This window comes from Croceicoccus ponticola (assembly GCF_004004515.1).
Lineage (GTDB): Bacteria > Pseudomonadota > Alphaproteobacteria > Sphingomonadales > Sphingomonadaceae > Croceicoccus > Croceicoccus ponticola.
Map to the genome: position 1 here is coordinate 1 of NZ_RXOL01000009.1, position 13,070 is coordinate 13,070.

At 61.9% G+C, this 13,070-nt stretch carries 8 protein-coding genes and 1 pseudogene; 2 read left to right on the plus strand and 7 right to left on the minus strand.

The window, feature by feature from the left end:
* Positions 1–21 precede the first annotated feature (21 nt).
* From EKN06_RS13980 to EKN06_RS16105, 3 genes and pseudogenes are all read right to left on the minus strand, one after another.
* On the minus strand, positions 22–783 hold the full coding sequence (locus tag EKN06_RS13980) for a 3-hydroxyacyl-CoA dehydrogenase (protein ID WP_127613541.1): 762 nt from the start codon (positions 781–783) through the stop codon (positions 22–24).
* Positions 784–889: 106 nt separating this feature from the next.
* A pseudogene (locus tag EKN06_RS13985) lies at positions 890–1,390 on the minus strand (acyl-CoA dehydrogenase family protein); the annotation flags it as partial.
* 166 nt (positions 1,391–1,556) lie between these two features.
* Positions 1,557–1,655 (minus strand): acyl-CoA dehydrogenase family protein, encoded by a 99-nt coding sequence (locus EKN06_RS16105; RefSeq protein ID WP_276317290.1) that lies wholly within the window; start codon positions 1,653–1,655, stop codon positions 1,557–1,559.
* Positions 1,656–1,794: 139 nt separating this feature from the next.
* On the opposite strand from EKN06_RS16105, the gene EKN06_RS15740 reads away from it, so the two are divergent.
* Positions 1,795–2,712, plus strand: a complete 918-nt coding sequence (locus EKN06_RS15740; protein ID WP_164844085.1) for a hypothetical protein — start codon at positions 1,795–1,797, stop codon at positions 2,710–2,712.
* Positions 2,713–3,076: 364 nt separating this feature from the next.
* A complete protein-coding gene (locus EKN06_RS14005) occupies positions 3,077–4,657 on the plus strand; it encodes a winged helix-turn-helix domain-containing protein (RefSeq protein WP_164844086.1) in 1,581 nt (526 codons plus the stop codon).
* A gap of 7 nt (positions 4,658–4,664) precedes the next feature.
* On the opposite strand, the gene EKN06_RS14010 is transcribed toward EKN06_RS14005, so the two are convergent.
* The 4 genes from EKN06_RS14010 to EKN06_RS14025 all read right to left on the minus strand — a co-directional run bounded on the left by EKN06_RS14010 (position 4,665) and on the right by EKN06_RS14025 (position 12,958).
* Complete coding sequence (locus EKN06_RS14010; RefSeq protein WP_164844087.1) at positions 4,665–6,659, minus strand: TonB-dependent receptor; 1,995 nt, start codon at positions 6,657–6,659, stop codon at positions 4,665–4,667.
* 438 nt (positions 6,660–7,097) lie between these two features.
* Positions 7,098–9,428, minus strand: a complete 2,331-nt coding sequence (locus EKN06_RS14015) for a TonB-dependent receptor (protein WP_240654994.1) — start codon at positions 9,426–9,428, stop codon at positions 7,098–7,100.
* 182 nt (positions 9,429–9,610) lie between these two features.
* A complete protein-coding gene (locus tag EKN06_RS14020) occupies positions 9,611–11,128 on the minus strand; it encodes a tetratricopeptide repeat-containing sulfotransferase family protein (RefSeq protein ID WP_420810799.1) in 1,518 nt (505 codons plus the stop codon).
* A 279-nt stretch (positions 11,129–11,407) separates the two neighbouring features.
* Positions 11,408–12,958, minus strand: a complete 1,551-nt coding sequence (locus EKN06_RS14025; protein WP_127613548.1) for a hypothetical protein — start codon at positions 12,956–12,958, stop codon at positions 11,408–11,410.
* Between the last annotated feature and the right edge of the window lie 112 nt (positions 12,959–13,070).

Genomic DNA, 13,070 nt, shown 5'->3' on the forward strand with positions numbered 1-13,070 from the left:
GTTCCGATATCTCGGGGAAATTCATTTCGGGGCCATCCTGATTGCTCCATCCAGACGGATCGTCTCGCCATTCAGCATCGGATTGGAAACTATCATTTCAACCATCTGAGCATATTCGTCAGGGTGGCCGAGCCGGCTGGGGAACGGAACCTGCTGGCCCAGCGAATCCTGCGCCTCTTGCGGCAGCGACGCCAGAAGCGGGGTCAGGAACAGGCCCGGCGCGATGGTCATGACGCGAATGCCGTGGCGCGCGAATTCCCGCGCGACGGGCAGCGTCATGCCGACGATCCCGCCTTTCGACGCGGCATAGGCGGCCTGCCCGATCTGCCCTTCGAATGCCGCCACGCTGGCGGTGTTGACGATGACGCCGCGTTCCTCACCGATGCGCTCGGCATCGATCAGGCGGGCGGCGAACTTCGACAGGACATTGAAGCTGCCGATAAGGTTGATGGTCACGATCTTGCTGAAATCGGCCAGCGGGATCGGGTTGCCGTCGCGATCGATCACCTTGGCCGGAGGACCGATGCCCGCGCAGTTGACGAGTATGCGGGCCTTGCCGTTCAGCGCCTCCGCCTGCTCCAGCGCGTCTGCGACCTGTGCCTCGTCGGTCACGTCCACCTTGAAGAAGCTGCCGCCGATGGCAGCGGCATGTTCGTTGCCGAGCGTTTCGTTGAGATCGAAGATCGCGACTTTCGCCCCCGCCTTCGCCAGCCGAGCAGCAGTCGCCCCGCCAAGACCCGAAGCCCCGCCGGTCACGATCGCCGGCAATCCGTTAATGTTCATCCTTGGACCTTTCGCATCTTGGCTATTCATCAATCCGGTTTCACAGAGCGCGGGCAATCACCATGCGCTAAATGTCGGAGGTTCCTTCGTAGATCTGGCAAGCCAGCACATCGCGGTAAATCTTCGCGATGCCGATGGCTTGCGCCGCGATACCGACGAGCCCGACCTCAAGATTCGATAGCGCAAGACCGTAACCTGCTCCCTCTGCTCCCAAACGCAAGTCATCGGGTACGAACAGGTCTTCGAACCGGATGGCGTAAGTGTCGGACGCGCCTTGCCCCAGCTTGTGCTCGACCTTGTCGACCGAATAGCCCTTGCTGTCGGTGGGCACGATGAAACTATTCTGGATCGAAATGATGGTCGAAAGCGCGCCGTCGGCTGCCGCGATCTCGATCAGTGCCAGCGCATAGGAAACGAAATCCGCCTCCGCTCCGCCGAATTGCGACGGAGCCGTCATTCCCATGAGACCAAGTTCGGCCAGTTCTTCGAAAAGACCGCACCGATAACCGCCAGCCCCTTCGGACGCGGCGGAGTTGGGCCGGATGCGATCCTGTGCAAAGGCGCGCACCGCGTCCTGTATCGCAACCTGCGTCCCATCGAGAATCATCTGGCACAAACCTTTGTATACTGATGAGTAGGTATTGTTCTTATAAGTACGGCGTCAAGCAGAAATCGTCGTGCAATCCTCTGCACCGTCCAACCTATGCCCCGGAGAAGAGGTCGGTGCGCGAGGCACAGTCCGATCATTTTCACGAAGATTCGGAGGTGCCACCTCACCATAGTTCCGCTGTCTGCGCGTCGCGCCACAGCCGGGCGATCGCGTACCGGTTCATGTAAGCCGCTCTGCCATGCAGCTGCAGGCAACCTGCCAACGTGAATGAAAGGCCGGAGATGATTTTTCCGAAGACTTTCCGTGGGGGGGGGGGGGGGTCAAATCATCGGCAAATCATCGCCTGATCATCATGGCCAAAGACGCGGGCCTGGGTTCTGATCGCGCAGGAGGCAGACGCCATGACCCAAGCGATCCCAAACGCAAGTATCCTGATACTCACGCTCGCCCTCGCAGCTTGTGGTGGCGGTTCTTCGGGCAGTTCGGAACCGCCGGTGCAAGTGCCAACCCCGACGCCCACGCCGTCGCCCACAGCCACGCCAACGCCAATAGCGACGGACCCGATCATCTATAACGCGACGACGAGCACCAATTTTGCTTCAGAAGGCAGGTATTATTCCGATGGCGGCCTGAATTTCCACTACAATGCAAACACCAAGGGCTATTATGCCACCACGCCTGACAATTCGACTTTCGAACCCCTGCAACGCGACCCGAACTACACTCCGCTTCCCGGGGCTCCATGGTTGAACTTTTTCCTCCCCGGCAGCCGCACCTACGTCCTGATGCGCGCATCGGGCGAGGCGATCGACCCCGATTATCGCTACTTCTATTCCAATCTCGCAGCCTGGGGTTACAACGATTCCATCCTGAGGGGAGCGACTGCCTTCGGCATCCCAGCACCGTTCGGAAGCGGCCCGACCGGGACGGTGGTGAGATATATCGGCCTGTTCGAGGGCAGGACCGACGAACAATACGACTTCGAAGACGAGCGCCCTTATGGTTCCGTCAGCTTTGCCATCACCATGACATTCGACCCGGCTACCGGCTCGGCTCGGTTCCAGGGCAGGCCCATCGTTTCGCTTCTCGAAACGCATCTGCTGGAACCACTGCTGCTGGACGACATCGAATGGACGGCGGGATATCATGCTTTCTATCGCCCGGTGCCTGGCGAGCCTGACAACAAGAACTATCCACTCAGCGGTCAATTTGCCGGTCCCGCCGCCGACGAATTGATCGGGGGGCTGCGCTTTTCATACGTCTCGCCTCTCGACGGTACCACCCAGGAAGCAAGAGGCGCGTTCATCGCCAAGCGATGACGGCACATGCTTATACCCGCAGTCTAGGTTGCAGTGCCTTGCCCACGCGGGAAAAGCGACACCGACCTGCGGACCCGACCCGTGGCCATCTTATCGATCGTTTTGGCATGACCGGCCGAAATTGGCAGGTCGAGCGCCAGAGCATCCGAACCATTGCACATAGAAGGAAGGACAGAACCAGCAGAATACCGGTTGCTGTCGGTGCCCGGCGCATGCGCCAGCGTCGGAGCAAGTTGCCAACCGAAGGCGACCACCGCATTTGCTGCAATAACCGCCTCGCACCCATGTCTTGCCCTCCATCATTCATTTAGGCTCGAAAGACTGCTACGCTCGCGGGGCCAAGCGAATGATGGAGCGCTTATCTTTGGCCGATGAATCGCCAAGCAGGATAGAAGGATCGGCGGATCATCGGCCGGATGTGCATTTGCTCGCCCATCGCGCCGATTTTCGGCTTGGCGAGGCGAAGATCCGTCCATCGGTCCGCATGGTCGAAGGGCCGGACGGCAAAGTTGCTGTCGAACCGCGCGTCATGCAGGTCCTTTTGGCGCTGGCCGACGCGCAAGGGGCTGTGCTGACACGTGATGACTTGCTCGAAATATGCTGGCAGGGCCGGATCGTCGGCGACGATGCGGTAAACCGCACCATTTCCGCCGTGCGACGGATCGCGACGGAAACGGCCGCCGGCTTCGAGGTCGAGACGATCCCACGCATCGGCTATCGTCTGTCCATCGATACCATCGAAACCGGCCAGTCGCCTCGCAAACTCACTCGCCATCACCTTTCGCGCCGGGCGGTCATAGCCTCGACCGGAGCTCTGGCGTTCGTGGGCGCAAGCGGTGGCTGGCTGTGGACACGGTCGAACCAAGGCCGAGAATATGCGGCCCGCATCAAAGAAGCGCGCCGCACCCTGTCTGGCAGCGACGGGCACCGAGCCGCCGTGCCAATGCTCGAAAAGCTGGTCGCCCACGATCCTACCCGTGCCGAAGGCTGGGGCCTGCTTGCACATGCACGCTACCGCGAAGGGGAACTGGCCCCCAAAGAGTTCACGGCAAGCTCTATCGACCGCAGCGAGGCCGCCGCCCGCAAGGCGCTGGCCATCGACCCGCAGCAGACTGACGCGCTCTTTGCGCAGGCGTTGCTTCGCTCTGGGCTCGACGACTGGTTCGTTACGGAACGGCGCTTGCACCACGTCCTCGAGCTAGCCCCGCGCCATGTCGGTGCGCTGGGGGTGTTAACCATCATGCTGCAGTCGGTAGGGCGCTGCACGGAGTCGCGCGCGATGCTAGAGAGAGCTGCTGCCATCGAACCCGCCAATCCTTCGCTGCAGTTCAAGCGTGCATTGAAATTCTGGATCTTTGGCGAGATCGATCGGGCTGACCGCACGATTGATCGGGCGCGCCAGCTCTGGCCCCGCGACGAATGGGTCTGGAGCGCGCGCCTGATGATCTATGCCTTTACTGGACGACCCAAGGCCGCGCTGGCCATGATCGATACCGTCGCGGGTTGGCCCGCCACGCTTCAGGCGACGACCGCGACGGTCTGGCGCAAAGGCCTTCTGGCGCTTGATAGTCGCAATCCGGACGACATCGCCGGCGCACGCATTGCGGTTCTGGATTCGGCACCGAAAGGCCCTTCCAATGCGGGGAACGGAGTGATGCTGTTGTCCGCACTTGGCCAACTGGATGCAGCCTTCGCCGTCACGGACAGCCTGCTCCTGCGGCGCGGTAAGTATATTGACGATCCGCGTGTCAGCAACGACGGTCGGCTCATCAACAGCGAAGGTTGGCGGAGAACGCAATGGCTGTTCATCCCGGCGACCGAAGCGCTGCGAGGCGATCCACGTTTCGTGACCCTGTGCCGCGATCTCGGCCTGATCGATTACTGGCGCAAAAGCGGTCAGCAGCCTGATGCGTTCATACGCGGCGCCTTGCCCGCGAAGTTCTGATCCCGCATCAGAATCGCCCCTCGATCCCGATGCCCAGCTCGCGCGGGTCCTCTGCCGTGGCAAGACGCGAAAATTCGGAATAGCGATGGGTCAGGTTGAACGCATTGAACATATTGCGGGCATATGCGGTCAGGCGCGCCGGACCGATATCGAAGGCGACATTCGCATCTACCGTCAGCGCTCCGGGAACGCGCATGGCAGCGGTCTCGGCATCGTCGCTGAAATAGGGGCTATGGCCACGCATCTGCAAGTTCAGCAACAGGCTCTCGCTTGGATTCCAGCGAGCCGAAAACGAACTCGTCAGGTGCGGAGAGCGCTGGAACTGCTTGCCAAGGATCGGGTCGGATGGCGACAGCGTGCGGGTGATCCGCGTATCGAGCAGCCCGAGCGCTGCGTCGAGCGCCAACCGCGCCGTCATCGACCATGCGATCGACACTTCCGCTCCCCGCGACCAAGCCCGCGGCGCATTATCCGTCTCGGCGATCACCGCCGTCGTGCCATCGGGACCGACGAAGTCGCGCAGCAACCGGCGCTGGGCGTTGCGGATATCATAGCGAAACACGTTCGCACTGATCTTCACACCGCCGTCAGCCAGTTGCGCCCGTGCAAAGACCTCATAGTCCCACAGCGTTTCCGCTGCGAACGCATCGGGAGTGCCAGAGGGAAGCGCGATGGTTGTGCCGCCGGGATTATACGCTTTTTGCGCGAGGGCTCCCAACCGCACTCCGTCATGCACGTCCCATGCGACCGAAACCTTGGGAAGAAATGCGGAAAACGTACGATCATAGTCGAGAGTGATCAGGCCTGAGGCAAGCGTCCCGGCGCGGTCCTGCCGGTCTTCCTGCCAGCGCAGACCCGCCCCCAGTTCCAAACCGTTCGCCAGTGTCTGAGTTACTTCGGCGAAAAGGCCAAGGCTCCGTTGCCTGTCGTCGAAGCGGCCAAGGCCCGCCCCTGCGGAGGACACGTCAATCGACTGGTGCGTGTCGGTCATCACTCCGCTGATGCCGGCAAGCACGCGCAGACCCCTTGCCGGTCGCCAGCGGACCACGATTTCGCCTGATCGATCCGTCGCGTTCGTGTCGGCCTCACCCCAGCCCTTGCGCGCGTGGCGCACAATATGTGCGTCGCCAATGCTTGCGCTGGCGTCGATCGAAAAGTTCGACCCAGCTTCCGTCGAGATGCGAGCGGTCAGCGCATCGACCCGGACGTCAAAATAACCGTAATTGCCGACTTTGTCCTGCCGATCCCGGAATGGCGTCGAGACAGCCACGATCTGAGGCATTTGCGAACGGACATGCTGGAACGACAGCCGCAGTTCCGGTCCCGCCGCACCACCGGGGCGGGCGATCAGCTTGATCCTCGCCAGATCGGACCGATCGTCGTTATAGTCGATCTGCGGCACTCGGTTTTCGATTTGGCTCGAAGTTCGACTGCGGCGCATATCGCCCGAAAATCGCACCGAAAGTGCATCGTCAACGACTGGAACAGATAGCGATCCGGAAAGCTGGCGGGTATGCGCATCGCCCAGAATGAACCGCGCGCGACCATCCCAGGCAAATGCAGGATCGCGGGTCTCGACAAAGATTGCGCCCCCTATGGCATTGCGCCCTTGGGTCGTGGTCTGCGGGCTGCGAAAGACTTCGACCTGATGCACGTCCCAGATCGAGGTAAGGCCAAAGGCCAATTCATTGTAGCTGATCGCCCGCCCGTCGATCTGCACGGTTAGTCTCGGCCTGTTACCGCCGAGAAAGGCCGACAAGTCGCGCAAGGCGCCGGTCGCATCCATGCCCCTGACTGTGGGCCCATCGCCACCCGATCCGAACGTGACATTGGGGACCTGCGCCAACAGATCCTCGATCCGGTCAGGCGCGGGCATGTCCTCGATCTGGTCATGGCCGATCACGGTGACGCTCGTATCGGTTTCGAATAGGGACAGTCCAGACCGCTCTCCCGTAACGATGATTACTTCTTTGTCGCGAACCCCAGTTGCAGAACCTTCCATCGCTGCGGCCGTAAGAAGAAGAAATGCAACTGACATCAACTCTCCCCACAGGAGCGATTCAGGCGAAATCACGCTCGGGCAGAATGACGCAATTATCGTTACCGGTCTAACGCTAAAACAAAGCCAGAAAACGCTGCTGGATGACGAGACTATTTCTGGCTGCGGTCGTTCGTTGCGCGGTTAATTTCGTTTTCAGAAGCCAACCCGAGGAAAGCATCATCCAAAGATATCGAGCATGGGTTCGCCCCGAATAATGACTTCGCAGTCCACATCGGCGAACTTAGCGACGAGGTTGATCATGCCATGCAGGGTCAGGTCCTCGCGCGGGGCCTGATGATATTTGGTTATGCGTTTAGGTCGCGTAACGAGCCGGGAGGCTTGCGAAGACGCGGCATGGCCCTGACGACCGATGCGTCCACGCAAGCCTCGCCCGCTGCCCTAGTCGAACGTCGCGCCCACCTTGATGCCGAACATACGCGGCTTGATCGGATAGCTGCGGGCATAGGCGCCGCAGATCGACGGCACGCAGACCGTGTTCAGGCTCAAAATGCCGCGCTCGTCAAAGGCGTTCTCGACGAACATCGACCATTTCCAGCTTCCCATGTCAGCGCCCAACGAGAAGTCGAAGCTCGTGAATCCCGCCGTCGGCGGCAGCAATATTCCGCCCGTGAAGGGATCCACCGTGAGATAGGAGCGGGCACCCGACTGGTGGTTGACCGTGCCTTGCACGAACGACCGCGTCGAACCGACGTCAAAGCCGTAGCGCGCGGTCATCTGGCCCTTGAACTTTGGCTGGGTGGGCAGCCGCGTTCCTGCCGGTGTCGGGATATAGTCCTCGATCGTGCAATCGGGATTGCCGGTGCCCGGATCGATCGCACAGAAGTCCGAGGTAAGCTTGGCGTCGATGTAGCTGGCGCTGCCCGACAGCGTGAACCTGTCGAGGCGCAGGTTGAAGTCGCCCTCAACGCCATAGATCCGCGCATTGCCCGCGTTGTAGGTGCTGATGACGCCAAGCGAATTGGCCGAGGACAGACCGAACTGGAGGTCGTTCCATTCCTCGTAGAAGCCGGTGACATTCAGCGTCAGCATGCGATCGAACAGCATCGTCTTTGCGCCGACCTCGTAATTGTCGAGCGTGTCCGACTTATAGGGATTGACCCCCACGCGCCGGTTAATGCCGCCGGGGCGGAAGCCAGTCGAATAGGTCGCATAGACCATCGCGTCCGGATTGATCTTGTAGGTGACGTTGACCTTGTGTGTCTCGCCATCCTCCTTCACCGTCCGGTCGAAAAGCAGGCAGGGCAGGCGCGGATCGCTCGACGGCGTACAGGCTTCGGTATTGCCGACCGTTCCCGCCGTGCCGGAAAATCCGCTCAGAGAATTGTTCGTCTTGAAGTAGCGAATGCCGCCGTTAACGCTGAGCGCCGGGGTGATGTCGACGGTCAGGTCCACAAACCCGGCGTAGTCGCGGTCGATGCGGTCGACACGGGTGCAGAAAATGTCGTCCCCGCAGCCCGGCACCGCGTACCCATATGGCGACGCGGCCAGGCCGGGGATTATGTAGTCGGCATCGATCGCATCGGTTTGCCGTTCGTAGAACGCGCCGACGATCAGGTGCCAGGCATTGCCCTCTGGCGACGAGAAACGCAGTTCGTGCGTCTGCTTCGTATACTTGTCGAACCCGCGGTAGGTCTGGGTCGGGTCGATGATTTCGTCATTGGCATCAAGGAAGCTGACGTAGGACGGATAGACCGCGTCATAGGCGACGGTATAGGCCGAATAGTCTTGCACCACTTCGGCTTCACGCTCGAAATAGCCGCCGGCATAAGTCACGTCCCAGTCGCTGATCTTGCCCTTGATCGTAAGCGCGGCCTGGTACCATTCGTCGCTGCCGTACTCTGGCGTGTAGTCCTGCACCTCGAGGTCGCCGACTGCCGCATCGAACAGGAAAGCCCCGTGCGACTTCTGCTTCTGGTAAATGATGCTCGGCAGCACGGTCCAGTTGTCGTCGAGATCAATGCCCAGCGCGGCACGGCCGCCCCACGTCTCGACATTGTTGAAGTTCTTTTCGACATACTGGTCGTTGTCGACCGTGAACGGGACTAGGTCGCCCTCGGCGTCATAGATCTCGTAAGTCCTGCTACCGGGCACGTTGTCGATATAGCCACCGACCCGTTCGTAGAATGCCGAAACGCGCAGGGCCATCGTTTCGTTGAGCGGCGCGTTGACGAACCCTTCGAGCGAGCCGCCGGACGAATTGTCGCCCTTGCCGAAGGTCGTGACGCTCGCGTCCACGCCGCCTTCGAACTTGCCGGGATTGGGCTTGTTGGTGATGAGGCGCAGGGTGCCCGACAGCGAGCTTGCACCATAAAGCGTGCCCTGCGGGCCGGAAAGGGCTTCGACCCGTTCCATGTCGTAGATGTGCAGGTCGGGCGCGCCGCCGATCGTCGTCAGCGGGACTTCGTCGACATAGATCGCGCTGGTCGGCTGCGGTCCGGAGTGGCTGCCGTTGGCGTTGGCGCCGCTGGATACGCCGCGGAAATAGATTTGCGATTGGCCCGGGCCGAACGACTGGAAGCTGACGCTGGGCAGCATCTTGGCATAGTCGTCGAAACTCGCGACCTGGTGTTGATCCAGTGTGGCGCCGGTAAAGGCCTGGATCGAGATGGGAACTTCCTGCAGGCTTTCGCTGCGCTTCTGCGCGGTGACGATGATGACATTGTCATCGTTATTGCCTGAACTGTCCTGCGCGTATGCGGGAAACGCCACGCTCGCAGTGGATACCATAAGGAGCGAAATCGCCGACCGACGTAAACCCTGACGCATTGAAACCCCCCTTCTCGATCCATGTCGAGATGAACGGAACGTCCTGCGATGCGGCTATTTCGTCAAGTTACTCCTGAAACCAGCTTCTACTTGGCCAGCCGCTCGTGACAATTTTGCCACGGGGGTCAGCCGCGCCAATCGTGCAAGGCCGGGCCAAGTGCTTCGACAAGCGGACCCAGATGGTGCTCGAACGGCCTCCACGCGTCGGTTCCGTCGCGGTAGATCGGCTGACGCACCTGTTCCGAACTGGCCGTGCGCACCGCCCGCTCGGTTTCGTGGAAGGACAGGCAGGCAGGCTCGAACGAAAGCCCGCAATAGTCGAGCAGGCGGCGCACCTGCGCTTCGGTATCGTCCACCATATCCTCGTAGATCACCCGGTGCACCCGGCCCGGCAGCACCGCGTCGACATGCGCCATGAATCGGACATAATCGCGATAGTATCCACCCATGTCGGCAAGGTCGTAGCTGAACCCCTGCCCCCGCGCGAAGTGCTGCTTGAAATTGGAAAAGCAGCAACCGAGCGGGTGCCGCCGCGCGTCGATGATTTTCGCATTCGGCAAGGCGAGATGGATCAGCGCGACGTGCGCCCAGTTGTTGGGCAGCTTGTCGATGAACAGCCGTCGCGCGGTACGACGCTGGATTCGAGTGCGGGACAAGTAGGCCTCGCCGATCTCGCGCAGGCGTTCGGGCGCGATGTCCGCCAGTGCCGCCGGATATTCGCCCAGTTCGCGGGCGAGGGCAGGTATGTCGTGAAGTTCGCTGGTGCCCTCCACCATCGAATGGCTCGACAGGATCTGCTCCACCAGCGTCGATCCGGCACGCGGCATGCCGAGAATGAAGATCGGGTCCGGCGACAGGCAGCCGCTGCCTGCGTGGCGCTCGAACAAGTCGGGGGTGGCAAGCGCGATAGCCTCGTCAACAAAGGCCATCGTCTCCGCGGCCCGGTAAGGAAGCGATTTGCGGCGCAAGGCGTTTCCCGAAGCGTATCGCGCGAATGCAAGATTCGCATCGCCGCGATCATCCCGCGCCTTGCCCAGCGCAAAATCGAAGTGGAACCTGTCCTCGTCGGAAAGGTCGCCGCGCGCCGCTTGCGCCTCCATCGCGGCGATGTCCGCATCGTCGAAGCGCAGGGTCTTGAGATTGGCAAGGCTCCACCACACCTCGCCCAGGTGCGGCCTCAGATCGATGGCCCGGCGATAGGCGGCGATCGCTTCTTCCGGCTTGCCCACCGTCTTGAGCATGTGGCCGAAGCTCATCCACACCTTCGGCTGGTCGGGCATGCTAGCCAGCACCCGGCGATAGATCTCCAGCGCCTCTTCGTATTCGCCCACCCGACCCAGCGCCGCGGCGCGCAAGTTGGAATAGCTGAGATCGTCGGAATCCTCGATCGCCACCCGGTCGAGCTGTTCGATCGCATCTGCCGGACGGTTGGTGCGATAGAGCACGAGCGCGAGGTTCGAACGCGCAGCGGTGAAATCGGGCGCAAGTTCGAGCGCACGGCGCAGCAGCGTCTCGGCATCACGATAGCGCCCGATCCGCCCCGCGAGTTCCGCCATCATGCGGATCGCGAAAGGATCGAAAGGGTCGGTCTTCAGGTGCTCGCGCAGGATCGGCTCGGCCCGCGCAAGGTCGTTAGCGTTCATCGCAGACGCCGCTGCAATCAGGCGGGGGTGATACCGGTCGGGAACGAGCGGCGCTGACGAAGCCATGCGCGGTGCATAACGCGGGCAGCCGCGTCGGGCTATCGCAATCTGGGAAATGGCGACTTTGCGATACTTGCCAGCAAGGAATATTGGTCGTGTTCAGCCAATTGGCTATCCGCATCGCCCCTCACCGGCCACCTGTTTGACAGTTCCCTTTGGCGGCACGGAAACGGCCGGGGCAAAAATGCCCCGGCCGTCCTTCCTCGTCCCTAGGAAGCCTTACCAAGCCATCTGGAATCCAGCCCGCGCACCGACTTCGCCGCTGTCGAAACCGACGCCCATCCCGGCCGAAACCGCCGTATTGGCGCCAACGCGCGCCGCGACCGATGCCGAACCGGCGACCCGGTTCTGGAAATAACCAAGCCCGCCTGACACACCGAAGCTGGTGCCGGGGAACAGGACCGGTGATTCCATGGCGAGCGCCATCGCCACGCCTTCGTTCGCCTTGCGGATTTCGCGGCTGTTGTACTCGACAAGATCGAACAGCTGCGAAGTTTGCCCCTGAAGATCCGAGATCGCCATCCTGTTCTGACCGATCATCGCCGAATTGGTGTTGATCGCGGCAGAGTTGGCAGCAACGTCGTTGTAGCTGGCCAGACCCGTGAGCCCGGGCGTGACACTAAGCCCCAGCGTGCCGTTGCTGTCGGCGGTGACGACCGAAATCGGGCCGGTCTGCGATGCGGTGCTGGTGCCGAGCGAGGCGACGACGACTTGTCCGTCATTCGCTGCGGTCGCGCCATTGCCGATGGCGACCGCATTGACGCCGGACGCTGTCGCAAGATTGCCGATGGCAACGGATGTGGCGCCCGATGCCGTCGCCGCTTCACCGACCGCGACAGAACGAACGCCCGATGCTTCGGCCAGATGGCCAAGCGCCGTGGCCCGCTCCGCGCTCGCATCGGAACGCCAGCCATAGGCCGTGGCCCCTGCGCCGATGGCTTGCGCCTGTCCGCCCACGACCGTGGTCGAAGGCCCGCTGGCAATCGTCTGCATGCCCATTGCGCCATCTCGGTTGCCGCCTATCGCGATGGCATCGCCGCCTTCTGCCAATGTGGTGTTGCCGATGGCGATGGCATTGGTGCCCGACGCGATGGAATCTTCGCCCCCGGCAAAGCTCTGGTCACCGGATGCGGTGGACTGGTGTCCGACGGCCGTGGCCATCGCGCCGGTTGCCTGCGCCTGCCAGCCGAAAGCCGACGAACCGGGGTTCATCGCCACGCTTTCGCCGCCGATGGCCGTGGTGGAATTCCCCATCGCCATCGCGCTGTCGCCGACAGCGAGCGCGTCGATGCCATTGGCGATGGATTCGTTGCCGATGGCGGTTGCGAATTCAGTTTGCGCATCGGCATTTTCGCCGACGGCCAATGAACGTTCGCCCTGCGCGGTAGCAAGATGGCCCAGCGCCGTGGCCCGCGTTCCGGTGGCCTGCGATTGCCAGCCGATTGCGGTGGCGCCGGGCATCGTCGCATCGCTTTCGCCGCCGACCGCCACGGTCGACGCAGCAGAGGCGGTCGCGGGATTAAGTCCGGCGTCGTCGCCGCCAATCGCAACGGCATCGGTGCCGGTCGCGGTCGCGCCATTGCCCACCGCCGTTGCGCCCGCCGCGGTGCCGGTATCGGCGTCGGTGCCGCATTCGGTCGAATTTGTCAGGGGATCGCCGTTCTGATCGTTGCACTGCGGCGTGTCGTCGGCGCGGGCGGTTGCTGCAAGGCCCAGGGTCGTCGTCGATGCCAAGAGCGCGAGGGCGAGACGTGTCGTCGAAGTCTTCATGTCGATTTCCTTTTCGTTCGGGACGAGAAACCGCAGACGAATGACGACGCGAGCAGCGCGGGAACGGAGCGCATGGCAGGATTGCAGATGTTCATGTCCTTCCCCCGATGAC

What these genes read in the sequence shown, in the direction of transcription:
- EKN06_RS14010 (WP_164844087.1), bottom strand. Translation starts at nt 6,659, where the DNA reads ATGGAAGGTTCTGCAACTGGGGTTCGCGACAAAGAAGTAATCATCGTT.
- EKN06_RS14025 (WP_127613548.1), bottom strand. Translation starts at nt 12,958, where the DNA reads ATGAAGACTTCGACGACACGTCTCGCCCTCGCGCTCTTGGCATCGACG.
- EKN06_RS15740 (WP_164844085.1), top strand. Translation starts at nt 1,795, where the DNA reads ATGACCCAAGCGATCCCAAACGCAAGTATCCTGATACTCACGCTCGCC.
- EKN06_RS14020 (WP_420810799.1), bottom strand. Translation starts at nt 11,128, where the DNA reads ATGAACGCTAACGACCTTGCGCGGGCCGAGCCGATCCTGCGCGAGCAC.
- EKN06_RS13980 (WP_127613541.1), bottom strand. Translation starts at nt 783, where the DNA reads ATGAACATTAACGGATTGCCGGCGATCGTGACCGGCGGGGCTTCGGGT.